We start from the raw sequence: 22,612 nt of genomic DNA, 5'->3' as shown, positions 1-22,612 counted from the left end.
AAAACGCTTACTCTCTCCCCCGACGCCGTCATCCCAAAGGGTTTCTCTCCCTGCCCCGAACAGGAGACGGAGTACCGACCACCACAGATGAGACACACAGCGAGCAGGCAGTCGACGGAGGGAGGTCCCCCCGCCCGCGGGCGGGGAGCGACGCCGACGCGTCCCGGGGGTACCGGACGATGAACCCGAATCGCGTCGACAGCATCGTCGACCTCGCCTACGGGGTGTTGATATTCGTCTCGGTGGGCCTGATACTGCTCGTCGGGACCGAGACCGGCCTCGCGTTCGGCTTCGGCGTGCTGGTCTCGTTCGTCATCCACATCGCCTGGAAGATGGCGCGCTTCGACCCCGAGTGGATGACCACCGCCGTCAGCGAGACGGTCGAGAAGACGGTCGGGGAGACGGTCGAGAAGACCGTCGACGAGAAGGTCGGCGAAACGGTCGAGAAAACGGTCGGTGAAACCGTCGAGAAGACCGTCGGCGAGACGGTCGAGAAAACGGTCGACGAGAAGGTCGGCGAAACCGTCGAGAAGACGGTCGGTGAAACCGTCGAGAAAACGGTCGGCGAGACGGTCGAGAAGACCGTCGACGAGAAGGTCGGCGAAACCGTTGAGGAGAAAGTCGACAGGACCGTCGAGGAAAAGATGGGCGAGACCGTCGAGCGGACGGTGGACGAACGGTTGGCCTCCGCCCAGGCGCGGGGCGAGCGACTCGACGGCCTCTCCGGGGAGACGGCGTCGCCACCCCCGGGCGGGGACGAGCGCGACGACGCGGAGATGGAGACGGACGACGCGGACGACGCGGACGGCGAGGAACCGGACGCCCGGTCGGACGCCGAGTAGCGACGACGGGGGACGCGGACGGTCCGACGACTGACCGGCGACAGACACAACCGCTATGGGTATTCGGGTCCGTCGTTCACAGGTTCAATTATGACTGACGTCCTGTTTCTCGGCGGTATCCTCGTGGCCGTGTTCGTCGGCTACAACATCGGTGGGTCGACGACGGGGCCGGCGTTCGGGCCCGCGGTCGGCGCCGGCGCGGTCTCGAAGGCGACGGCCGCCGGCCTCATGACCGTCTTCTTCTTCGTCGGCGCGTGGACAATCGGCCGGCGTGTCGTCGACACCCTCGGGCGGGAACTGGTGTTCGACCCGGGGGTCTTCACGCTGGAGACGAGCATCGGCGTCCTCTTCTTCATCGGGCTGGCGCTGTTCGTCGGCAACGTCTTCGGCGTCCCCGCCTCCACGTCGATGACGGCCGTCGGCGCCATCGCCGGCCTCGGCCTCGCGAGCGAGGAACTCAACTGGGCCGTGATGGGCGAGATAGCGACCTGGTGGCTCGTCGCCCCCGTCATCGGCTTCTGGGTCTCGCTGGTCATCGGCCGGTACTTCTACACGCGCCTCAACCGGGTGGTCGCGATGGAGCGAAGCGACGGGCCGCTGCTCGAACTCGACCGCTCGGGCGTCCTCCCTCGCCCCAGGCCGACGGAGACGACGAACCGCCGCGAACTGTTCGGCGTGGCGACGGTCATCGCCATCGGCTGTCTGATGGCGTTCAGTTCCGGCACCTCGAACATCGCGAACGCCATCGCGCCGCTGGTCGGCAGCGGCGTCCTCGAGATGAACCCCGCCATCGCCATCGGCGGGGTCGCCGTCGGCATCGGGGCGTTCACCATCGCCCGGCGGACCCTCGAGACGATGGGCAGCGACATCACCGAACTCCCCCTCACGGCCGCCATCGTCGTCGCGACGGTGAGCGCGACGCTCGTCGTCTTCCTGTCGGCCATCGGCATCCCCGCGAGCTTCGTCGTCATCGCCACGATGTCCATCATCGGGCTGGGCTGGGGGCGCGCGACCCGACCCATCACCTTCCCGGGCGCCATCCGCGGCGAGGACGTCGGACCGCTCGACCAGCGCCCGGCCGACGTCCCCCGTGCCTCGGACCTCTTCGACCCGGCGACGACGGCCCGGGTCGTCCTCATGCAGAACGTCGTCCCGCTGGTGGCGACGGTCGGCTCGTACCTCACCTTCCGGTTCGTCCCCGTCTTCGGGCTCTGACTACCCCCGCTCCCCCGGCACGCGAGTTTATCACCCCCCGCCCGATACGGGAGCCATGGTCTCGCGCGTCCTCGTCCCGATCGACGGCTCGGAGATGGCCACCCGGGCGCTCGAATACGCGCTCGAAACGCACCCCGACGCCGAGGTCACGCTCCTGTACGTCGTCGGCGAACCGTCGCCGATGATGGGCAAGGCGCTGCGCCTCGTCCTCGAGGAGGACCTCGGGGACGCCGCGGCGGACCTCGCGGAGGGGGTGTTCGCGTCCGCCCGCGACGTCGCGGCGCGCCACGGGGTCGACGTCGACACCGAGGTCGGCCTGGGGAACCCGGGACGCGTCATCGTCGACCGCGCGGCGGACTTCGACCTCGTGGTCGTCGGGAGCCACGGCGGCGACCTGCAGTCGCGCCTGTTCGTCGGGGACGTCGCGAAGGCGGTGTTCCAGCGGTCGCCGGTCCCGGTGACGGTCGTCCGGTGAAGGGGTGAGCGCCGCCCGGGGACGAGACGCCGACTCACATATTCCGCCACACACGAAACAAATTTGATACGTATTGCTGTCCACCTCTCGTCATGATCGGCAAGCCGCTTCGAAGGGGGTGGGTCACGCTGTCGACCGGCGGGGCGGGGCAGACGGTCCACGGACGGCGATGAGCCTCCTGACCGTCCTCCCGCTCGCCATCGTGATGGTCGCCGGGCCACAGCTACTCAGTGCCGTCTTCCTCGCCACGAGCGAGCGGTGGCGGCGCAACTCCGCGCTGTTCGTCCTCGGCGCGTGCCTCTCCATCAGCACCGTCGTCGCGCTGGCGTACCTGCTCGGGAGCGGTGCCGCGAGCCAGGGGGCGTCGCGGCCGCTGCTGGACGCCGTGGTGGTCGTGGTCCTCCTCGCGGCCATGGTCGACACCTACCGGAGCCGCGAGGAGGCGGAGCCGCCTGCGTGGATGGGGAGACTCGGGAGCGCGAGTCCGCGGTTCTCCTTCAGGCTCGGCTTCCTCCTCCTGGGGTTCTTCCCGAGCGACCTCCTCACCTCGGTCGCCGTCGGGTCGTACCTCGCTGGACACGGCCTCCCGCTGACCGACGCCGCCGGATTCGTCGCCCTGACGGCCCTCCTCCTCGCCCTGCCGGCACTCGCTGTGCTCGCGCTCGGTGAACGCGGCGAGGCGGCCCTGCCGGACGTCCGCGACTGGATGGAGACCAACTCCTGGCTCGTCAACGAGGTGGTCCTCGCGTTCTTCGTCGTCATCGTCGTCACCGGGTGAGAGTCGTCCGGGAGCACCGAGCACCGTCCACGCCGTCTCCGGTACGCCCGGACCCGAACGACGGATACCCCCAAAGCCGACGTGGTCACCGACGGTCCGACGTGCGTCCCGCGCCGAACCCGACACTGTGGTCGGCTGTCTCGAATATTCCGGTCGGTGTAGAATTCCGTCCAAAACACTACCCCCGTGGTACCACAAACCTCGGAAGTCTTATGCGTCGAGCTACGGTGTGTTCAGAAGCAATGGCGAAAGGAAACGTTGACTTCTTCAACGACACTGGCGGCTACGGTTTCATCTCGACGGACGACGCGGACGACGACGTGTTCTTCCACATGGAAGACGTCGGCGGTGCGGACCTCGAGGAGGGCCAGGAAGTAGAGTTCAGCATCGAACAGTCCCCCAAGGGGCCCCGCGCGTCGAACCTGACGCGCCTGTAATCAGTCCAGTACACCGCTGACCGGCGGCGAACGACACACCGTTTTGCGACGACCGACCACCCTCGTAGAGTCGCACGTCTTCGCACACGCGACGAGAGCGTCGAGCCGCTGCACCCGGTCGGAGTCCGACGGGGCTTTACGCCCGCGCACACGTTCTCGAACGTGGATTCTCACGAGGTACGACGACAGTGGGCGGAACGGTCCGGAGAGTACTCCCCGGAGTACTACGCCTACTACGGGCCCGACGACACGAGCGAGACGGTGCACGCGCTCCTCGACCGGTTCGTCGGGCGCGACGCGCGCGTCCTCGAACTCGGCTGCAGTTCGGGGCGCCACCTCTCACACCTCCACGAGGAGGGGTTCGAGGACCTGTCGGGTATCGAGGTCAACGACGACGCCCTCGACGTGATGGAGGAGGTCTACCCCGACCTCGCCGACGCCGGGACGTTCTACCTCGACGCCATCGAGGACGTCGTCGGCGACTTCGCGGACGACCGCTTCGACGCGGTCTACTCCGTCGAGACGCTCCAGCACCTCCACCCCGACGCCGAGTGGGTGTACGCGGAACTCGCCCGCATCACGGCCGGCCTCCTCGTCACCGTCGAGAACGAGGGGGAAGGGGAGCACGAGGTGAACTACGTCGACGACGACGTCCCACTGTACTACCGCGACTGGAACCGCGTCTTCACCGACGTGGGCTGCGTCGAGGTGGCCGTCGAACGGGGGAAACGGGACACCGTCCGGGCGTTCCGTCCGCCACGTGAGTGAGTCGCCGCGTCAGGACGACCCGACGACCGCGACCGGACAGGGTGCCTCTTCGAGGATGTAGTCGACGCGGTGGCCGAGGAACGCCCGCTGGGTGACGTTCCGGACGCTGCTGCCGAGGAAGACGAGGTCGGCACCGGTGTCGGCGGCGAGCGAGACGACCGTCGCTTCGGGGTCGGTGTCGCCGTCGGCGACCACCACGCGCGTCTCCACGCGGGCACCCATGCGGCGGCCGACGGCCGCCTCGTTCTCGACGAGGTCGGCGCCGAGGTCCATCGCCGGGGTGACGTCCGGACGCGTGGCGAAGACGTCGGTCGTCCGCGGCGGGTCGACGACGTTGACCACCTCGACGACCGCGTCCCGCGCCCGTGCGACGGCGAAGGCCGCCTCGGCCGCCCGGCGGTTGTGCGTCGTCCCCGTCGTCGGCAACAGGATGCGCTCGACCGGGTAGTCCCGGACGCCCTCGCCGTCCCCGAACCGCTCGTGGTCCGAGCGCACCACCAGGAACGGACAGGGCGAGTCGCGGATGATGGTGTCGACTGCGTCCGTGAACAGGGGTTCGTCGGGCCGACGCCCGGGCGTCCCGGTCCCGAGCACGAGGAGGTCGTACCCCCGGCGCGCCTCGTCGAGGACGGCGCGCGTCGCGTCGTCACCGCCGGCGCGGACGATACCCCGGACCGTCGACTCCCCCGTGGCGGCGATTCGCGACCGCATACGGTCGAGACAGCGCGAGGCGGTCGACCCGTGGTCCTCGCCGTCTTCGGGTGACGACGGGACCGCCCGGCCCGCGCGCCGGCCGACCCGCCCACGAAGCGAATCGAGCGTCCAGGTCGACGCCCCGGCGTCGTCCCCCTCGCTGACGTACATCGTCGTCACCTCGACCTCGCGGCCGGCGACGAGGTCGCCGAGCAGTCGCGCGGCGAACTGTGACTCGACGCTACAGCGCGTCGGGAGCAGGACGCGGGAGAGGCCGCCGACGAACCCCCGGCGCGCCTCGTCCTCGGCCTCCAGGCGGGTGCGCTCGGCCTCGCCGACCTCGATGTGCGGGAGCGCCCACCGGATGACCGCGGGCGCCATGAGCGAGGTGACGAGCGCGACCATGACGATGATGCTGTACATCTCGGTCGTGAGGATACCCAGCCCGAGGCCGATGGTCGCGACGATGATCTCCATCGCGCCACGCGCGTTCATGCCGCCACCGATACCGATGGCCTCCCAGTTCGACAGGCCGACCGCCCGTCCGGCGACGAAGACGCCCCCGAACTTGCCGACGCACGCCACCGCGAGCACGACCAGGCCGACGAGGAGGACCGTCGGGTCGAGCAGCGCCGCCACGTCCATCCGGAGGCCCGCGATGGCGAAGAACACCGGCGCGAAGATGCCGAGCGTGACCACCTCGAAGAGGTGTCTGAGCTGGTAGTCGAAGCGGTTCACCTGACCGACGAGGATGCCGACGACGAACGCGCCGAGGATGGCCTCCAGGCCGAGGTACTGGGTGACCGCGCCGGCGGCGAGCGCCAGCACGACGAGCAGCGTTATCATCGTCGTCTCGCCGCCGACGACGTCGTCGACCCAGCGGACGAGGCCGTCGACCGCGCGCCGACCGAGCGTGAAGGCGACGACGAGAAAGACGACGACGGAGACGACGGTCCGGAGGGCGGAGGCGGCGTCGACGGTCCCGCTCTGGGCGAGGCCGGCGACCGTCGCGAGCAGTATCCAGCCGATGGTGTCGTCGACCATCCCGGCCGCGAGGATGAGCTGACCGAAGTCCCGCCGGACGATGTCGAGGTCGATGAGTATCTTCGCGATGACCGGGATGGCGGAGATGCTCATCGCCGTGGCGATGAAGAGGCTGAACACCAGTCGCTGGTCCGCCGACGCGATGAACTCACTCGGGAGGTACCAGCCGAGCGCGAACCCGGTGGCGAACGGCAGGAGGATGCCGCCCAGCGAGAGCACGACGGCCACGCGACCCTTCCGGAGGATGAGGTCGACGTCGGTCTCCAGCCCGGTGACGATGAGGAGCATGATGAGCCCGACCCACGAGATGACCTCCAGCAGGTGGAACTGGCTCTCGGGGACGGCGAAGACGGCGTCGTAGACGCCCGGCAGGAGCACGCCGAACAGCGACGGCCCGAGCACCACGCCCGCCAGCAGTTCACCGACGACGGCGGGCTGGCCCACCCGGCTGAACGCGATGCCGAGCGCCCGCGCGACGAACAACAGGAGCGTCAACTGGACGATGACGACGAGCAGTTCGTGGTGGCCGAGCGGGTCGACGACCGTCTGGAGCGCGGTGCTCGGCGCCTCGGCTCGGGCGACCAGCGCGGCGGGCGAGCCAGGCAGTGGTAAGTCCGTCATCGCGGGGAGAACGGTGGGCTGCGGCGGACGGGTCGCACCGTCGACCGGCGGTCGAGCCGTCGGCACTCGCGACGTCCGAGCGACCGCACGACCGACGCGCGACGGATGGCGACGCGGAACTGTCGAGTGGCGTTCACACGAGGGGCAACGTCACCGACCGACGTTAACGCAGTGGCGCGGCGCACGAGGTGGCTCCACGGAGACGGGTCCGAACGGTCCGCCGACCGGCTCACCGACCGCCCTTCTTCCGGTACCAGACCGTCTCGCCGACCGGCGACGCTCCGGGTGGGAGGTCGAGACGCCCGACGAACAGGTCCCGGACCGCGAGCGTGACCCGGAGGTCGACCGACTCGCCGGCCGCGTTCGTGACCGTCACGAGACAGTGGCCGTCGCGCTCGACGAGTCGCTCGACGGTCCCGCGGTCCCACCGGTCGAGGTCGTGCGTCGGCTTCCGGGCGTGGACGCGGTCGTGGGTCGTCACGGGACGGCGTACGGGCCGAGCCGGTGTTCAGGGCTCCGGTGCGACCCCGGCGTCGAGCACCGGGGGGTCCCGTCGCTCACCACGACGGCGGCTTTCCGCGACGGCAGGTCCCAGCACGGCGCGGGTAGTGACGGCGAACCCACACCAGCAGGGAGCTTGAACACCCCCTGCGACGGACGTTCGGTGATGTTCGACCCGTCGCAACTCACCTACCGAACCGAAGACGGCGCGGCGCTGATTCGCCTCGACCGCCCCGAGAAACTGAACGCGCTGAGCGAGCCGCTCGTCGAGGAGCTCCGGACGGCGATGGAGCGGGCCGTCGACGACGACGTCCGGGCCGTCGTCCTCACCGGCAACGGCGACGCCTTCTCCGCCGGCTACGACCTCACCGAGTCGGGTGGGACACCCGACTCGGGGACCGTCCCGTCCGTCGAGGACGGCCTCGAACGCCAGCGTCACGTCCTCCCGCTGTTCACGACGATTCACGACCTCCCGATACCCGTCGTCGCGGCGGTCAACGGTCACGCGCTGGCCGGCGGGTCCGACCTCGCGCTCACCTGCGACCTCACCATCGCCGGCGAGTCGGCCACCTTCGGCTACCCCGGCGTCAGGATGGGCGGGCTCTCGCTGTCGCTCGTCTACCCGTTCGTCATGGGCATCAAACACGCCCGCGAGCTGATGTACACCGGCAAGACGGTCGACGCGAGGGAGGCCGAGCGGATGGGGATGGTCAACCGGACCGTCCCCGACGACGACCTCATGGACGCCGCGTGGGCGGAGGTCGAGGCCATCAAGAAGACGCCGAAGGCCACCGTCCAGATAACGAAGCACATGCTCAACGACGTCGTCGAGATGCAGGGCTACCGCCCCACGGTGCGCAACAGCGGCTACATGGCGACGCTCTCCCACCAGTCGGAGTACGGCCAGCGGTTCTTCGAGATTCGCGAGAGCGAGGGCGTCGGCGCCGCCATCGAGTGGATGAACGAGACCGACAAGCCCTGACCGGGCGTCCGGGGACGACACCCCTCCGCGACGCCGACGCGCGAGCGCATGCCACGGGGGTTCGTCGGGGGCCGAACCCGGCGCGCGGAACCGGCCCGCGACCTCACGTCGTCACGTGCGACGGCGCGAGGTCGTCGAGCACCGCCTCGCCGTCGACGTCCGGGGGGCACCTCCGGGACCGTCACGATGCGAAGGTCGTCGAACAGGGCGCGAATCCGGTCGACCTGCTCCTCGTGAGCCGCGGCCCTCGACAGACAGCGCTCACAGTCCGTGTCCGCGTCGGTCACCACCCGGTTCACGACGAGCGTCGACCCCTACCGAACCGTCGACCCCCGGGCTCTCCACGGACGTCTCACCGAACGGGGACGCGCGTTCGTCGAGACGCTCCTCAGCCGGTCGCACCGTCCGGTTCCGGGTCGTACTGGACCACGAACACCGGCCCGAGGAACCGGTCCGCGACCTGGTCGGCCGGCATCCCGAACACGAACGTCGCCAGCGACGGGTCGGTCTCGCCCATGACGACGGCGTCGAACGCCTCGGCCGTCTCGACGATGGCGCCGAGGGGGTCGCTGGCGCGCTCGATGCGCGTCTCGATGACCGAGGGGTCCATGCCGAGCGCCCCCAGTCGGTCGACCATCGCGTCGAGGTGCACCCGGACGTCGGCCTCGCTCTCCCCCGCTTCGAGCACGTGATACACCGTCACGGAGGGACCGATGCCAGCGAACACGCCCGCGACGACGTCGGCGAGGCGGTCGGTCCTCCTGGTCCCACCGACCGGGACGAGCACGTCCGCGACCGGCCCTGTCGCGTTCGGGACGAGGACGGCCGCGCAGTCGTGTTCGCGTATCGTGCGGTCGATGGTCTTCTGCCCGTCGTGCGTGAACACGAGTCGCCGCTCGACGGTCGCTCCCGCCTCGTCGAATATCGCCTCGTAGTCGTCGAGTCGCTGTGTCGCCCGGTCCTCGAACTGGAGGTGCGCCTGCCCGGTGGCGGTCTGTTCGGGGATGACGTGGTACCCGAGCAGGACGACGTGGGTGTCGGCGAGGAGTTCGGGGACGCCTTCCGGGACCGTCTCCCCCTCGAGGACGCGAACGGGGACGAGTACCGGCGTGCGGTCCGTCATCGCTACACGTCACCTCTGAGCACGACCGCACCGGCGTAGTACCGGTACCAGAGGTACGAGACCGCCATGACGACGAACCCGATGGCGATGGAGACGGGTTGCATGAACGCGATGAGTCCGAAACTCGCCAGCGCGCCGACGGCCGGTACCAGCGGGTAGCCCGGCACCCGGAAACTGGGCGAGTACCACGGCGGACTCCGCCGTCGGAGCACCATCATCACGACGCACATCAGGCCGTACATGACGAGGTGGAGGAAGGAGGCGACCTCCGCGAGCAGTTCGACCCGCCCGGTCGCGACGAGCGCGAGTATCGGGCCGCCGGCGGCGAGCAACGCGACGTGCGGCGTACCGTAGCGGAGGTTGACCTCGCTCGCCCGGCGCGGGAGCAGCGCGTCGCGGCTCAGCGCGTACACCGCCCGGGAGGCGCTGAGGATGGACGCGTTCGCGCTCGAGAACGTCGCCAGGAGGCCGGCACAGAGGATGGCGATGGCACCGGGGACGCCGAGGAAGGTCCGGGCCACCTCGACCATCGCCGTCTCGCCGAACTGACCGAGCTGGTCCGACCCGAAGGCGCTGATGGCGACGAAGACCGTCACGACGTAGAAGACGGTGACGACGAGGACCGACCCGACCATCGCCAGCGGGAGGTTCCGCGCCGGCCGTTTGATCTCCCCCGCGACGGTCGCGACCTGGGCGAACCCCAGGTACGAGGTGAAGACGAGCGCGGCGGTCGTCAGGACGGGGAAGTACTCCCTGGAGAAGAACGGCTCGGGGGTGCCACCGGGGCCGAAGACGCCGACCGTGTCGAGGAGGCCGTACGACAGGAACCCCGCGAGCACCACGAGGAGGACGCCCACGACCACGTTCTGTATCTTCGCCGTGTTCTCCGTGCCGGCGACGCTCAGCGCGGTCAGCGCCCCCCCGAACAGCAGGCCGGTCGCGACGACCGGGTCGAACGCGAGGCCGACGCCGACCTCGGCGAGGACGGCGCTCGCGTAGTGCCCGAGGCCGACGAGGTAGAACGCGGAGGCGAACATCAGCCCGAGCCACAGGCCGAGGCCGACGATCGCCCCGTAGCCCGCTCCCATCCCCCGCGAGACGAAGTAGTATCCACCCCCGCTGCGGGGCATCGCGGTGGCGAGTTCTGACGTCGGGAGGGCGACGAGCAGCGCGATACCCCCGCCGATGGCGAACGAGAGGGTCGCCGCCAGCCCCGCGTTGTTCGCCGCCAGCCCCGGGAAGACGAAGATGCCCGCGCCGATCATCGTCCCGATACCGATGGCCAGGCCGCCGACGAGGCCGATGGTTCGTTCGAGTTCGACGTCGTCCTCGTAGACCGTCGCCTCGTCGGTGACCGCCGCCGGCTCCGACAGCGGTGCCTCGCCAGCGACGTTCTGCCCCGCTAGCTCGATGTCGACGGGCTGCTCGGCCATGCTAGACGTTCTTTCAACTGTTTGATAAAACTAACGACGAAAACGGCGCGAACGTCGTCCAGAGCGGTCGAAAATGCTGAATTCGTCCTTCCAGTACCAGTCGTAGCGCGGTCGTTTCGGCCGAGGTGATACCCGGCGTCGAGGGAACCGGCCGAATCGAGGGCGCCCTCTGGACGACGAACGCATGGAGGGTCCGTCGGCCTGCGTCGGTCCGTCACGTGGCGTCGCACGTCGGCGGTCGGGTACGGCCGTCACGGTCCCCCGGTGGACGTGCGGTGGTCGGGACGTCGGTGGGGCCGTGGCGGTCAGAGGACGGTGGTCAGCGCCGGGACGAGCAGCGCGACGTGAGCCGACGCGTGCGCGAGCATGGCGGCTTCGAGGCTGTACCGCCAGTAGACCCAGCCGAACGCGACCCCGCCGACGGCGTTGAGGGCCACGATTCGTGCGACGGCCGACGGGGTGAGTGACGTCTCCGCGGCCGCGGCCGGGAGGTGAGCGGCGCCGAACACGACGGCCGCACCGACGATGGCCGCCCAGACGACCGGGGCCGAGGGGCGAGTGGGCCGGCCCGTCAGCCGCCACCCGACCCAGACGAGGAGGGTCATGAACCCCCACCGGGGGAGGACCTCCTCCGCGATGCCGCCGTACAGGAACCGCGCCGGAATCGACGCCAGAACCGTCGCCACGGTGGTCGCCTCCGTGGCGGTGAGGCTGCTCTCCGCGCCCGCGAGGAGCGAGAGTCCGGCGTCGAGGACGACGATGAGTCCCCCGACGGCGAGGCCGACCGGGACCGCCGTGCGAGCCGCTCTCCGGAGGGGCCGTCGCAGCGACTCGCCCTCGACGCGCGCGACGACGTGCGACCGAAAGCCGAGGCCCGGCGCGAGTCGCGCACCGACGGCCGCCGCGACGAGGACCAGCACGGCCGGCTGGACCAGCGACGCGACGAGGAGGACGGACCGCGGGACGTCCGGGACGGTGGGAAGTCCCTCCGGAGCCAGCGCCAGCGAGACGCCTACTCCCGCGACACCGAGGAGGCCGAGGCCGAACACCGCGGCGGTCCGCCGGAGATAGGTCCGCCTCCCGGTCTGACTCCCTTCGAGTCGCGACCCGGGCTCGACGTCCGTGTCCATTGTCCATCCGATGTCAGAGAACCACCATGAAAGTTACTGGAAAGAGGGACGGCCTCGGGTACTCGTGGCGGACGTTCTTGGTCTGATGTCGGACGCGACGCTGTCGGTTCGGGTGCTGGCCTCGGCACTCATAGAGGTCGTCATCACCGGGGGCCTATGCCGGTTCGGTGGAGTGCGTCGTCATCGGCCGAGTGGAGATGTGGGAGACGCGAAGGAGTGCCTGTCGGACTACTGCGAGAGGTCGCCGTCGGGGTCGATAGAGCAGGTGAAGTGACGGTTGCGGTTCTCCGCGACGTAGCCGTAGACGCGCTCGCCGACGGCGGCGACGGGTGTGAGACCCATCACCCACGCGAGGGGGGCGAAGACGCGGAACTGCCGGAGCAGCTCGCGAAAGGCGTCGTAACCGCGGTGGGCCTCGCCGTCGTCGAAGAGGAACATGGCGGCGTCGAAGTCCACGTCGGTCCGTTCGCGGTAGCGCTTCGGGACGTCCGACTGCGAGTAGAACGTCACCGTGTCGTTCACGTCGAGCAGTTTGAAGGGGTAGAGGCTGCGCGCGCAGAAGTAACACCGCTCGTCGAAGACGAGGTCGACCGGTCGGTCGCTGACGAGGCGCTCGTAGAGGCGGTCCCACGCGAGGAAGAGCGCGAACAGGAGGAAGACGTCACCGAAGAAGATGCCCATCGTCAGGAGGATGCCGACCTTCATCGCGAGCAGACCGAGGAAGAAGAGCGTCACCGACCGCCTGGCGAGGACGGCCACGAGCAGGCCGAGTTCGAGCACGAGCGTGGAGACGGCCATCGCCTCGACGGCGAGGGGGTAGTTCACCAGTTCGACCCCGAGGGGAATCGGCTGGTCGTAGATGACGCTCCGGACGGAGAGGATGCGACTGAGGTTGCTCGCCTCGGCCCAGCCGAGGCCGCCGGCGGCCAGTTTGTCGAACCCGGACCCGAAGTAGAGGATGGCGACCGCGAGCAGGCTGTAGGTGAGCGCGTCGGCGCGGTAGGTCCCCCGACTGGAGCGTTTCAGCCGGTCGACGAGCGACCCCAGTTCCCGGTCGCCCGTGCGCCGGACGCCGTCGGCGGAGAGTTCGTCCTGCTCGGCGAACAGCGCGAAGAAGACGAGGAAGTAGACGCCGAGGAAGAGGGCGGTCACCGAGCCGTGGGCGTCGAGGGTGAACCGGACGGTGGCGAGGTGGCCGACGAGCACGGCGGCGAGCGTCGCGGTCCACCGGAGGCGGTAGCCGACGAGCACCGCGAGGAGCGTCGCGATGAGGAGCCACTGTTCGACGACGAGCACCGTCGCGTTCGGCGGGAGGACGAAGGCGTACTCCTCGAAGGCGACGTACGGGACCTCCATGCGTGCGTGCCAGTCGAACCAGAACGTCCGCCAGACGAGGTAGCCCGCGAGGACGACGCGCGCCATCGCGAGGTTCACCGGCGTGTCGCGCGTCCGGTCGGCGACGTAGTTGACGAAGCTCACGTGCCGACACCCCCGACGGACCGGGCGTCACGGGACGGACCGGGGACGGCGGCGACGGGCCGTCCCGCCCGCGGCGTCCGCACGTCGTCCGAGCGCGACTCCCGGTCGGCCTCGGCGTTCGTCCCCTCGACGACGTCGGCACCCTCGGTGTGCTCGATGGCACCCGGTTCGTGAATCGCCAGGCGGTCGCTCGGTCCGTCGTACGAGAGGAGGAGCGTCTCGTCGGTGTCGGTCACCTCCTGGCCGTCCTCGCTCGTCGAGACGTTGAATCGGTACAGACGGACGCCGACGAACTCGTCGTAGTTCGAGAGGCGCTGGGGCGTCCAGGTACCGGTCGTGCTGTGGGGTGGGAACCGGAGGAACCGCCACGGTCGCTCCTCCTCGACCGACGACCGGTAGCGCGTCGCCCGGTCGAGGAGATACTGCCCCATCTCCCGATTCCCCTCGGCGGTGCGTTCCGTCCGCATCTCCCGGTGGAGGTCCGCCATCGCGACGCCGTTCGCCCCGAGCGTCGCCTTGTTGTCGTACTGCAGTTCTCGCCCCTCGGCGTCGACGACCCGCAGTTCGTAGTGGGTCTGGTCCTGGTCGCGCACGTCGGAGAACTTGTGCCAGTGGACGACCGGCGCGGGGATGACCGAGACGAACAGGTTCACCGCGATGAAGACGGTGAAGAAGCCCGCCAGGTACGTCCCCCTGATGTACCTGTTCCCGGCGAACGCGACGGCGACGATGGCGGCGGCGAAGAACCCGACGAAGAACAGCGGAACCAGCAGGTCCATCGTTCCCTGCATCATCGCGTCCTCCACGCTCTGATTCGACCGGACCACTCGAACGCGCTCGTGGCTGCTGCCGACGGGACCCCCGGCCCGTGACGGGACAGCACCCCCATAGATATTCCCAAACAATACATAACCATCGTTAGTGTGTTCTTTCCTCCATGTATGTTCGTACCGGCGTCGGTAGTTCGCTTGAGGACCGTCTGTGAAGGGACATTAAATTTGTTACGAGACCATCAGTTAAACCGTCGACAGTTTCGACCCGTCGAAACGGCTCGTTGTCCGCGAGACGGGGGCGCTACCCGACGAATAACAATCCCCGGCGCTCGCGACGCGGAGGTATGGACAGCGGGACACGGTCTGACGGACCGAGTGGGGACGAGTCACCGAACGCCGATAGCACTCGCCGCAGTCGAGTAATCGGGGCAGTCGGCGCGGGCGTCGTCGCGCTGGTGCTCCTGACGGCCACGCTGGTCGGCGGCCCCGGCGTCGACGCGACCCTCCCGTGGGAGGCGGACGACGGACGGTCGAACACGACCGACGCGCGGGACGGCGAACCGACCGGCGACCGCGAGGCGACGGCCGACGCCGGCGCGAAGACGTGGGTCGAGTACGACTCCGTCGTCGTCTTCCGGAACGACGACATCCAGCCGTACTACCGCGCCGAGACGATGCGGAGCGTCGACCGAATCTTCGTCGAGGAGGGCGTGCCGGTGACGCTCGGCGTCGTCCCCCGGGCGGGTGACCGGGTCGACCTGAGCGAGGGTGAGCTCTGTCCCTACCTCCGGGAGAACGCCGCGACACATCCCGGTACGTTCGAGTTCGCCCTCCACGGTTACACCCACGAGCGCCTGACCGACTTCCACGGCGGCAGCGAGTTCGGCGGCCTCGACCCCGCGGCCCAGCGCGACCGGCTCGCACGCGGGACGACGGCCCTCACCGACTGCGTCGGCGAGCGGCCGACGACGTTCATCCCGCCGATGGACACCTACGACGAGTCGACCGTCGAGGCGCTCGGGGAGGCGAACTACACACTCGTCTCCGGCGGCGGCTGGTTCACCGCGGAGTACTACGACAGCGAGGGCGAGTTCACCGACGGCGGCCTCCGCCACGTCTCGAACGACGGCGGGTTCGTCGCCAACTGGACGACCGGTGACTTCCACGACGGCGAGACGCTCGAACGTCGATACGACGAGTCGGCCGCCGCGGACGAGGTTCACGTCCAGATGCTCCACTACCAGGACTTCGACAGCGCCGACAGACGGACGCAGCTCAGGGACCTCATCCGCCACATGAAGGCGTCCGGTGACGTCGCGTTCCTCACCCTCGGCGAACTGGGTGAGCACATGGACGGAGAGACCATCAGGCGGACCGACGAGGGGTGGGAACTCCTCGAAGTCGACGAGTAACGGGTGGTTCGAGGCGATTCGCCGGGGCGGGGGCGGCACGGACCGGGCGCTCGACTCAGGCCGCGTCTTCCATGCGCTCGCGTGCGCCCGCGACGAGCAGGGGGAGGTAGACCGTCGCGTCCCCGAGGACGGTGACGTTGCGGGCGTCCTTCTCCAGTTTCCCCCACGAGCGCGCCTCGTCGAGGGTCGCCCCGGAGAGCCCACCGGTCGCGGCGCCGTCCATCGTTATCTGGACGGCGTAGTCGTAGGCTCCCGGCGTGACGAGCATCGTCTGCAGGGTGAAGTTCTTCGGGACGCCGCCGCCGACGAGCAGACAGCCCGCGCGGTCGGCCTCGTAGGCGAGGTCCGTCAACGGCGACATGTCGCGCAGCGCGTCGAGCGAGAACGGGGACGTCTGGGAGTACATCCACGCCTGCAGGCCGAGCACCGAGTCCTGAATCGCCGGACAGTAGACCGGCACGTCGCAGTCGAAGGCGGCGGCCGCGACGCCCGCGTCCTCCGCGACGCCCTCGCGGTCGTTCACCTCGGCGTTCGCCCGCCCGAGTTCCGCACAGAACCGGGCGATGGAGACGCTCCCCTCCTCCTCGAGCGGCGGGAACACCTCCTCGCGGAGGTGCGACTCGAACAGCGCGAAGTGCTCCTGGGGGAGGTAGACGTTGTAGATGCGGTCGACCTCCTCGTCGCGGAGGCGCTCGTCGTGTTCGCGCTCGGTTCGCTCCGGCGCGCCGGTGCGGCCGTGGTGGTGCTTGCCGCCGACGGCCTCGATGGCGTCGTGGGTGAGGTTCGCGCCGGTCGTCACCAGCGCGTCGACGTGGCCGTCGCGGACGAGGTCCGAGACGACCCGGCGCATCCCGGTGGGGACCATCGCGCCCGCGAGCGAGAGGAAGACGGTGCAGTCCTCGTCGGCGAGCATCTCGGCGGTGACGTCGACGGCCTCGTGGACCGCCGCCGCGCCGATACCCGCCCTGCCGTACTCCTCGACGAGGTCACCGACGGTCATGCCCGCGCGCACCTGCGCGTGCCCGAGCGGGTCGTGCTGGAACTCCTCGCGGTCCGAGTCGGAGTGGTCGGTCATTGGCGCTACTGGGCCGGGGGACGATTTGAATACTGGGAAACGGGTCAGAGACCGGTCGGGTGCGAGAGGTACGTCGTCTCCACGCCCCACTCCGAGCACAGCCCCGCGAGCGACCGGACGCCGAACGTCTCGGTCGCGTAGTGGCCCGCGAGGAAGACGGTGACGCCCGCCTCGCGCGCCTCGTGGTACACCTGCTGTTTCCCCTCCCCGGTGACGAACGCGTCGACGCCAGCCTCGCGTGCCTCGTCGAGCCAGTCGGCACCGCTCCCGGTGACGATAGCGACCGACTCGATGCGCTCCGGTCCGAAGTCGAGGACCTGCGTCCCCGCGCTCCCCTCCAGGTCGTCGAGCGCGTCGCGCACGTCGTCCACCGTGCGGGAATCCTCGAACCGCCCCCGTTGGCCGATGTGGACCGGGCCGAGTTCGCCGAACGCCTCGCGCGCACCGAGGCCGAGGTGGTCGGCGAGACCGGCCGCGTTCCCCAGTTCGGGATGGCCGTCGAGCGGGAGGTGCGAGACGTAGAGCGCGAGGTCCTCGCGGGCGAGCGGGGCGATGCGTCGGTAGTCGCGGCCCGTCACGCGGTCGAGCCCGCCCCAGACGAGGCCGTGGTGGGTGAGCAGGAGGTCCGCGTCCGCCTCGGTAGCCGCCTCGATAGTGGCCTCGGCGGCGTCGACGGCGACCGCGACGCGGTCGACCTCGGCCTCGTCCGGCCCCACCTGGAGGCCGTTGGGGCTGGCGTCCACGTCGGCGTAGTCGGCGGTCGAGAGGCGCTCGTCGAGGCGTTCACGAAGTGTCGAGAGGCGCATACCGGCGGGTCGGCCGCCACGGTTAAGAACCCTCCCGGCGTCGGGTGAGAGTACCTGCCGTCAGGCAGGGCCGAGACGCGAACGAGGTGCTTCCCAATGGGTAAATTCAGGAAAGCCTTCTTCGTGTGGCGACGGATGCCCCGAAGCGCGAAACGGCGTATCACGCGCACAGCACGGCGAGTCGTCCGACGGGTCACGCCGTAGCAGCCCCCCGTCGACTCGATTCTGGAGACGCAACTCGAACAGCGGCAGTTCTGTCGACTAACGGTCGTTCCCGTCCTCATCCTCGTCCCCGTGTGCGTGTGCGAACACGAACGCGCGGAGCAGTTTCCCCGCCAGCGTCGCCGCCTGGCCGTCGTCGCGGTCGTTCACCTCTACGACGTCGAACCCGACGCAGTCGGGCGCGAGCGCCCGGACGACGCGGTGCATCTCGCGGGGCGCGAGGCCGAACGGCTCCATCGTCCCCGTCCCGGGGGCGTAGGCGGGGTCCGCGGCGTCGATGTCGACGCTGAGGTAACACGGCCCGGCGAGGTCCGGGGCGGCGGCCCACTCGTCCACGTCCTCTGGCGGGACGACGGTCACGTCGGCCTCGCTCGCGCGTTCCCACTCGGCCTCGCTCCCGGTGCGCGCGCCGAGGACGACGGCCTCGTCGGCGACGTCGAGGGCGTGGCGCGTGACCGTCGCGTGACTCAGCGGGTTGCCGTCGTACTCCGCTCTGAGGTCGAGGTGGGCGTCGAGGACCACCACGGTCGCGGGGTCGCAGGCGCGCACGCCGGCGAGGGAGACGGTGTGCTCGCCGCCGAGGAGCAGGGGGAGCGCGCCGTCGTCGCGCACGTCCGAGAGCGTCCCCTCGAGGAAGGTGAGGTAGGCCTCGGCGTCGTCCCAGGCGTGGATGTCGCCCGCGTCGTGGACGCCGAGGTCGGTGAAGTGCGCCGCTGTGTGGTGGTCGAAGTCGTCGAACGTGCGGGAGAAGGTCCGCACGCGGTCGGGTCCGAATCTCGTCCCTGGTTGAAACGTCGTCGAAACGTCGAGCGGGGCACCGACAAGCACGTACGCCGCCGCCTCGCGCTCGGCGAGCGCCCCGGGGAACATCGTCAGACGATCTTTCGCTGGTCTTCGTACTGCAGGTACTCGATCTCGTCGTTCGAGGCGGGGTCGATGCCCTCGGGGACGCGCATCGTGATGGTCTCGTAGGACTCGAGGTCCATCACCTGCATGTCGTTTCCGTTGACGCTGATGACCTGGCCCTGCTTGCGGTCGATTATCGGGACCCACACCTTCGCGTCGACCGGCTGGGTGAAGTTGCGCTTCTTGCTGTCGAAGACGCCCTTGCCCTCGACGCGAGCCTTCGCGCTTCCGTGCTTGCCGGGCTTGGCCGTGCTGTACGAGTTGATGACGCACGGCGTGTCCTCGATCATCACGTAGCTTCCTTCCTGAAGGTCGCGAACCTCGTTCTGTTGTTTCGCCATGCCTGCGCCTATCCATGCCGGCGGTATAAGCGGTACGGAACCACTTCTTTCGAGGGAGGGTGGGCGGCATAGCGAGCGGACCCTCCCTCGAAAAACGGACGGGGCCTCGGAACCGGGAGCCGACTCCCGGTCGCTCGGCTCAGCTCTCGTCGGGCGTCGCGTCCTGCACCTCGACGATTTCGGCCTGTGGGACGAACGTCTCGCCGCCGCCGGTCCGTATCTGGAGCGTTCGACCGGGGAGGGCGGGGTCGTCGTCCTCCGCGGGTTCCGCCGGGACCGACACCGCGGCGACCCCGTCGAGGGTGAGCGTTCGCCGCTGGACGGGGTCGCCCTCGTGCTCGACCGTCGCCCACGTCTCGACGTCGAAGTCGGAGATGTTCTCGCCGAAGTACTCCTCGGCGTCCTTGTCGACCGCGTCCTCGGTCTGGGACTCGCCGGACGTGCGGCGCCCCTCCTGGACCTCCTCGTGCTTGTACTGGTGTAGGTAGACGAGCATCACAGCGGGTACGAGGGCGACCGAGTAAAACGTTCACCCTGCGCACACGTCCGAGGGGGCCGACGGCCGCCAACAGCGCATCCCGTCCCCACCGTCGCGCGGGCCGAACCGCTACCCGTGGCGGGAGAGGAACGCGTCGAGTCGGGCGAGCCCCTCCTCCAACTCCGCGGTCGGGAGGCCGAAGCCCAGCCGAACGTAGTCGGGCTGGCCGAAGGCATCGCCCGGCGCGAGGACGACCGACTCCTCCTCGACCACCCGCTCGCAGAACGCCTGCCCCGTCGCGAACCCGTCGGGGACGGTGATGAACCCGTTGACGCCGACGGGGTCGTACCACGCCAGGTCGTGTCGTTCGACGAACGCCCGCGTCCGGTCGCGGTGGTCGCGCGCGAGGCGTCGGCTCTCGGCGAGAATCGTCGCGCGGTCGTCGAACGCCTGGCGGGCGACGTGCTGGCCGAACGCCGAGGGCGAGATGGTGGTGTAGTCCTTCCAGTTCCAGGCGGCCTCGACCACCTCGGGCGGGCCGGCCAGCCAGCCGAAGCGCAGGCCCGCCAGCCCGTAGGCCTTGGTGACGCTCGTCGTGCTGACGCCGAACTCGCCCATGCTCGCCACCGGCGGGAGGGGGTCCTGGGCTAGCTGACGGTACACCTCGTCGCAGAGCAGGTAGGCGCCGTTGTCGGCGGCGACGTCGTAGACGGCACGGACCGTCCCCTCGTCGAGGTAGCGGCCGGTCGGGTTGTTCGGGTTGTTGAGGACGACCAGCGTCGTCTCGGGACGCATCGCGCCCGCCACGGCGTCCACGTCAAGGTCCCACCCGGGAGGGTCCAGGTCGACCGTCGTCACCTCGCCGACGGCGTCGGGGAGCGACCGGAGCGACTGGTACGTGGGCGTGACGACGACGGCGTGGTCGCCCTCGTCGACCAGCGAGAGGACGGCGAGCAGGTTCGCCTCCTGGGCGCCACAGGTGAACAGTACCTCCTCGTTACCCCGGCCGTACGTCGCGGCGACGTCCGCCCGGAAGTCGGGGTCGCCGTTGGTCGGGATGACGTACCCCAGGTCGCCCGGGTCGGTGTCGAAACGGGAGGCGGGGAGGCTCCGGATGCCGCTCTCGGCGAGCATCACGTCGGCCTCGTGTTCGACGCGCGCGAACCAGCGCTCCAGCGCGAAGGGTTCGACGTCCATGGACGGCGTTCGGGCGAGGAGCTAAAGGCTGTACGTGGTCCCTCACCGCTCGCGCGACGTACCGTCCGACCGCGCCGTGCTCGTCCCCTCGCTGGAGGCGGCCCGGTCGTGACCGTTCGCGGTCGGCGTACCGGCGTCCGAACTCGCGCTCCCCCCCGGCGCGCGCCCGTTTCTCGCGCTCTGTCCGCCGGGTGCGCTCTGCCCGCCGGTCCCGTCGAGGCCGCCCGGTTGACGCTGTCGGAGGTTCTGTCTCGTGAACTGCGGCTGGGCGCGGATGCCCGTCTGCTTGCGGAACGAGAGGAACAGTAAGACGGCGAACGTCGTCGCGACGATGCCCGCGACGGCCGTCGCGAGCGTCGCGCCGGCGGCGTAGAGGATGGCCGTCGCGAGGCCGCTCGCCAGGAGCAGCAAGGTGTAGCTGAGGCGCTTCGCGAGGTCCTCCATCACGCCGTCGGGGTCCGCGAACTCGGCGGTGACGGTGACGTTCCCCCGGTCGAGGTCGTCGAGCGTCCGCTCCAGTTTCGGCGGGACGCGGACGATGGACTGCGTCGCCTGGTTGACCTCCTCGACGCGCTCCTCGACGAACTGCTGGACGCCCGCCTCGAGGAAACCCTGTTCGCGGAGGTAGGTCGTCGCCACGTCGATGAAGTCGAATTTCGGGTCGAGCGTGACGCAGACCCCCTCGACGACCGTCGCGACGCGCAGGACGAGCGCGAGGTTGGGCGGGAGGCGGAGCGGGAACTCGTAGATGGTGTCCTCGACCTGGTTGACGATCTGCTGGACGCGGTACTGCTCTATCTCCTCGCCGCGCACGTCCGCGATGGCGAGTTCCATCACGTCGCCCATCGTCTCGCGGTCGGCCTCCGGCGAGAGCGTCCCCATCTCGATGAGCGCGTCGAGGATGGCGTCGATGTCCTGGTTGGCGACGCCGATGTAGAAGTCGACGATCTTCTCCTGGATGAACGGCGGGACACGCCCGCTCATGCCGAAGTCGTAGAAGACGATGGTGCCGTCGTCCTGGACGGCGAGGTTGCCGGGGTGCGGGTCGGCGTGGAAGACGCCGTCCTCGATTATCATCTGGAGGTAGACCCGCTGGAGGGTCTCGGCGAGGCCCGTGCGGTCGACCCCGAGCGCGTCGAGGTCCGCTATCTCCGATATCTTCGTTCCGGGGACGAACTCCATGGTCAGGACGCGGCCGGTCGAGCGCTCCTCGACGACCGCCGGGATACGGATGGCGTCGTTGTCGGCGAAGTTCGAGCGAATCTCCTGGAGCATCCGCGCCTCGCGGCCGTAGTCCATCTCCTCGCGGATGACGGTGGCGAACTCGTCGGCGAGCGTCTCCAGCGAGAACGACTGCGCCTGACCGACGAACCGCATGAGGATGGGCAGCGAGAACTGGATGACGCGGAGGTCGGCCTCGACGAGCGACTCGATGTTCGGTCGGCGCACCTTCACCGCGACCTGCTGGCCCTCGTGGCGTGCGACGTACACCTGCCCGAGGCTCGCGCCGCTGATGGCCTCGGTGTCGAACGCCTCGAACGCCTCCGCGGGGGCACCGAGTTCCGCCTCGAGCACCTGCCGGGCCTCGGCCCACGGTGCGGCGGGGACCTCGTCCTGGAGCGTCGAGAACTCCTCGATGTACTCCGGCGGGAGGATGTCGGGGCGCGTCGACAGCAACTGGCCGAGCTTGATGAACGTCGGGCCGAGCGTGAGCATCGACTCGAGGAGCGTCCGCGCGCGCTGGCGACGCATCTCCGGGGTGACCTCGCGGGCCTTCCCGAAGAGGAAGAAGCGCCGGCGGTCGCGGGCGTACGCGAGCAGGACGGGCAGGAACTGCCACGCGACGACGAAGAAGCGCCGGTACGCGCGGGCCGTCACGCC

22 protein-coding genes are annotated in these 22,612 nt (G+C 69.6%); 8 read left to right on the top strand and 14 right to left on the bottom strand.

The window, feature by feature from the left end; all coding sequences use genetic code 11:
- Positions 1-179 precede the first annotated feature (179 nt).
- From P1Y20_RS01005 to P1Y20_RS00980, 6 genes are all read left to right on the top strand, one after another.
- Positions 180-842, top strand: coding sequence for a hypothetical protein (locus tag P1Y20_RS01005; RefSeq protein ID WP_304446791.1), 663 nt, complete (start codon positions 180-182; stop codon positions 840-842).
- Positions 843-932: 90 nt separating this feature from the next.
- The gene (locus P1Y20_RS01000; protein WP_304446790.1) at positions 933-2,057 is read left to right on the top strand and encodes an inorganic phosphate transporter; all 1,125 of its coding nucleotides are present in this window, start codon (positions 933-935) and stop codon (positions 2,055-2,057) included.
- Between the two features lie 55 nt (positions 2,058-2,112).
- The gene (locus P1Y20_RS00995) at positions 2,113-2,532 is read left to right on the top strand and encodes a universal stress protein (protein WP_304446789.1); all 420 of its coding nucleotides are present in this window, start codon (positions 2,113-2,115) and stop codon (positions 2,530-2,532) included.
- A gap of 169 nt (positions 2,533-2,701) precedes the next feature.
- Positions 2,702-3,310, top strand: a complete 609-nt coding sequence (locus P1Y20_RS00990; protein ID WP_304446788.1) for a GAP family protein — start codon at positions 2,702-2,704, stop codon at positions 3,308-3,310.
- Positions 3,311-3,552: 242 nt separating this feature from the next.
- Positions 3,553-3,747 carry a cold-shock protein gene (locus tag P1Y20_RS00985; RefSeq protein ID WP_304446787.1) on the top strand — a complete coding sequence of 65 codons (195 nt, stop codon included), beginning with the start codon at positions 3,553-3,555 and terminating at the stop codon, positions 3,745-3,747.
- Between the two features lie 162 nt (positions 3,748-3,909).
- Positions 3,910-4,515 (top strand): class I SAM-dependent methyltransferase, encoded by a 606-nt coding sequence (locus tag P1Y20_RS00980; protein WP_304446786.1) that lies wholly within the window; start codon positions 3,910-3,912, stop codon positions 4,513-4,515.
- Between the two features lie 9 nt (positions 4,516-4,524).
- On the opposite strand, the gene P1Y20_RS00975 is transcribed toward P1Y20_RS00980, so the two are convergent.
- Together P1Y20_RS00975 and P1Y20_RS00970 are read right to left on the bottom strand one after the other, a co-directional pair.
- Complete coding sequence (locus P1Y20_RS00975) at positions 4,525-6,873, bottom strand: cation:proton antiporter domain-containing protein (protein WP_304446785.1); 2,349 nt, start codon at positions 6,871-6,873, stop codon at positions 4,525-4,527.
- A gap of 229 nt (positions 6,874-7,102) precedes the next feature.
- A complete protein-coding gene (locus P1Y20_RS00970) occupies positions 7,103-7,354 on the bottom strand; it encodes a DUF7861 family protein (RefSeq protein ID WP_304446784.1) in 252 nt (83 codons plus the stop codon).
- A 186-nt stretch (positions 7,355-7,540) separates the two neighbouring features.
- Here P1Y20_RS00970 and P1Y20_RS00965 point away from each other — a divergent pair, with 186 nt between their 5' ends.
- Positions 7,541-8,356 (top strand): enoyl-CoA hydratase/isomerase family protein, encoded by an 816-nt coding sequence (locus P1Y20_RS00965; RefSeq protein ID WP_304446783.1) that lies wholly within the window; start codon positions 7,541-7,543, stop codon positions 8,354-8,356.
- Positions 8,357-8,744: 388 nt separating this feature from the next.
- On the opposite strand, the gene P1Y20_RS00960 is transcribed toward P1Y20_RS00965, so the two are convergent.
- The 5 genes from P1Y20_RS00960 to P1Y20_RS00940 form a co-directional block, all read right to left on the bottom strand.
- Positions 8,745-9,479, bottom strand: a complete 735-nt coding sequence (locus P1Y20_RS00960) for a universal stress protein (protein ID WP_304446782.1) — start codon at positions 9,477-9,479, stop codon at positions 8,745-8,747.
- Between the two features lie 2 nt (positions 9,480-9,481).
- Complete coding sequence (locus P1Y20_RS00955) at positions 9,482-10,912, bottom strand: APC family permease (RefSeq protein WP_304446781.1); 1,431 nt, start codon at positions 10,910-10,912, stop codon at positions 9,482-9,484.
- Between the two features lie 305 nt (positions 10,913-11,217).
- Positions 11,218-12,042 (bottom strand): CPBP family glutamic-type intramembrane protease, encoded by an 825-nt coding sequence (locus P1Y20_RS00950; RefSeq protein ID WP_304446780.1) that lies wholly within the window; start codon positions 12,040-12,042, stop codon positions 11,218-11,220.
- Between the two features lie 228 nt (positions 12,043-12,270).
- Positions 12,271-13,521, bottom strand: a complete 1,251-nt coding sequence (locus tag P1Y20_RS00945; RefSeq protein WP_304446779.1) for a DCC1-like thiol-disulfide oxidoreductase family protein — start codon at positions 13,519-13,521, stop codon at positions 12,271-12,273.
- The gene (locus tag P1Y20_RS00940) at positions 13,518-14,315 is read right to left on the bottom strand and encodes a hypothetical protein (RefSeq protein WP_304446778.1); all 798 of its coding nucleotides are present in this window, start codon (positions 14,313-14,315) and stop codon (positions 13,518-13,520) included. Before P1Y20_RS00940 ends, P1Y20_RS00945 begins: the two co-directional genes overlap by 4 nt.
- Before the next feature lie 434 nt (positions 14,316-14,749).
- Here P1Y20_RS00940 and P1Y20_RS00935 point away from each other — a divergent pair, with 434 nt between their 5' ends.
- On the top strand, positions 14,750-15,706 hold the full coding sequence (locus P1Y20_RS00935) for a DUF2334 domain-containing protein (protein ID WP_304446777.1): 957 nt from the start codon (positions 14,750-14,752) through the stop codon (positions 15,704-15,706).
- 55 nt (positions 15,707-15,761) lie between these two features.
- Here the strand turns inward: P1Y20_RS00935 and P1Y20_RS00930 are convergent, their stop codons facing one another.
- The 7 genes from P1Y20_RS00930 to P1Y20_RS00900 form a co-directional block, all read right to left on the bottom strand.
- On the bottom strand, positions 15,762-16,781 hold the full coding sequence (locus tag P1Y20_RS00930) for a deoxyhypusine synthase (RefSeq protein ID WP_304446776.1): 1,020 nt from the start codon (positions 16,779-16,781) through the stop codon (positions 15,762-15,764).
- A gap of 44 nt (positions 16,782-16,825) precedes the next feature.
- Entirely contained in the window at positions 16,826-17,587 is a 762-nt protein-coding gene (locus tag P1Y20_RS00925; RefSeq protein ID WP_304446775.1) for a Nif3-like dinuclear metal center hexameric protein, read from the bottom strand.
- Between the two features lie 261 nt (positions 17,588-17,848).
- Positions 17,849-18,679, bottom strand: a complete 831-nt coding sequence (gene speB, locus P1Y20_RS00920; protein ID WP_304446774.1) for an agmatinase — start codon at positions 18,677-18,679, stop codon at positions 17,849-17,851.
- A gap of 2 nt (positions 18,680-18,681) precedes the next feature.
- On the bottom strand, positions 18,682-19,056 hold the full coding sequence (locus P1Y20_RS00915; RefSeq protein WP_304446773.1) for a translation initiation factor IF-5A: 375 nt from the start codon (positions 19,054-19,056) through the stop codon (positions 18,682-18,684).
- A 139-nt stretch (positions 19,057-19,195) separates the two neighbouring features.
- Entirely contained in the window at positions 19,196-19,552 is a 357-nt protein-coding gene (locus P1Y20_RS00910; protein WP_304446772.1) for a hypothetical protein, read from the bottom strand.
- Positions 19,553-19,663: 111 nt separating this feature from the next.
- A complete protein-coding gene (locus P1Y20_RS00905) occupies positions 19,664-20,731 on the bottom strand; it encodes an aminotransferase class I/II-fold pyridoxal phosphate-dependent enzyme (RefSeq protein WP_304446771.1) in 1,068 nt (355 codons plus the stop codon).
- 42 nt (positions 20,732-20,773) lie between these two features.
- On the bottom strand, positions 20,774-22,609 hold the full coding sequence (locus P1Y20_RS00900) for an ABC1 kinase family protein (RefSeq protein ID WP_304446770.1): 1,836 nt from the start codon (positions 22,607-22,609) through the stop codon (positions 20,774-20,776).
- Positions 22,610-22,612 lie beyond the last annotated feature (3 nt).

The organism is Halomarina ordinaria, from assembly GCF_030553305.1.
GTDB classification, from domain to species: Archaea; Halobacteriota; Halobacteria; order Halobacteriales; family Haloarculaceae; genus Halomarina; species Halomarina ordinaria.
This window is presented reverse-complemented; position numbering and strand designations above follow the sequence as displayed.

Bases quoted from the DNA above. Each gene is read 5' to 3' on its own strand.
- P1Y20_RS00960 (WP_304446782.1), bottom strand. From the start codon at position 9,479: ATGACGGACCGCACGCCGGTACTCGTCCCCGTTCGCGTCCTCGAGGGG.
- P1Y20_RS00975 (WP_304446785.1), bottom strand. From the start codon at position 6,873: ATGACGGACTTACCACTGCCTGGCTCGCCCGCCGCGCTGGTCGCCCGA.
- P1Y20_RS01005 (WP_304446791.1), top strand. From the start codon at position 180: ATGAACCCGAATCGCGTCGACAGCATCGTCGACCTCGCCTACGGGGTG.
- P1Y20_RS00990 (WP_304446788.1), top strand. From the start codon at position 2,702: ATGAGCCTCCTGACCGTCCTCCCGCTCGCCATCGTGATGGTCGCCGGG.
- P1Y20_RS00940 (WP_304446778.1), bottom strand. From the start codon at position 14,315: ATGATGCAGGGAACGATGGACCTGCTGGTTCCGCTGTTCTTCGTCGGG.
- P1Y20_RS00925 (WP_304446775.1), bottom strand. From the start codon at position 17,587: ATGCGCCTCTCGACACTTCGTGAACGCCTCGACGAGCGCCTCTCGACC.
- speB (WP_304446774.1), bottom strand. From the start codon at position 18,679: ATGTTCCCCGGGGCGCTCGCCGAGCGCGAGGCGGCGGCGTACGTGCTT.
- P1Y20_RS00955 (WP_304446781.1), bottom strand. From the start codon at position 10,912: ATGGCCGAGCAGCCCGTCGACATCGAGCTAGCGGGGCAGAACGTCGCT.
- P1Y20_RS00995 (WP_304446789.1), top strand. From the start codon at position 2,113: ATGGTCTCGCGCGTCCTCGTCCCGATCGACGGCTCGGAGATGGCCACC.
- P1Y20_RS00905 (WP_304446771.1), bottom strand. From the start codon at position 20,731: ATGGACGTCGAACCCTTCGCGCTGGAGCGCTGGTTCGCGCGCGTCGAA.
- P1Y20_RS00930 (WP_304446776.1), bottom strand. From the start codon at position 16,781: ATGACCGACCACTCCGACTCGGACCGCGAGGAGTTCCAGCACGACCCG.
- P1Y20_RS00950 (WP_304446780.1), bottom strand. From the start codon at position 12,042: ATGGACACGGACGTCGAGCCCGGGTCGCGACTCGAAGGGAGTCAGACC.
- P1Y20_RS00965 (WP_304446783.1), top strand. From the start codon at position 7,541: ATGTTCGACCCGTCGCAACTCACCTACCGAACCGAAGACGGCGCGGCG.
- P1Y20_RS00915 (WP_304446773.1), bottom strand. From the start codon at position 19,056: ATGGCGAAACAACAGAACGAGGTTCGCGACCTTCAGGAAGGAAGCTAC.
- P1Y20_RS00985 (WP_304446787.1), top strand. From the start codon at position 3,553: ATGGCGAAAGGAAACGTTGACTTCTTCAACGACACTGGCGGCTACGGT.
- P1Y20_RS00910 (WP_304446772.1), bottom strand. From the start codon at position 19,552: ATGCTCGTCTACCTACACCAGTACAAGCACGAGGAGGTCCAGGAGGGG.
- P1Y20_RS01000 (WP_304446790.1), top strand. From the start codon at position 933: ATGACTGACGTCCTGTTTCTCGGCGGTATCCTCGTGGCCGTGTTCGTC.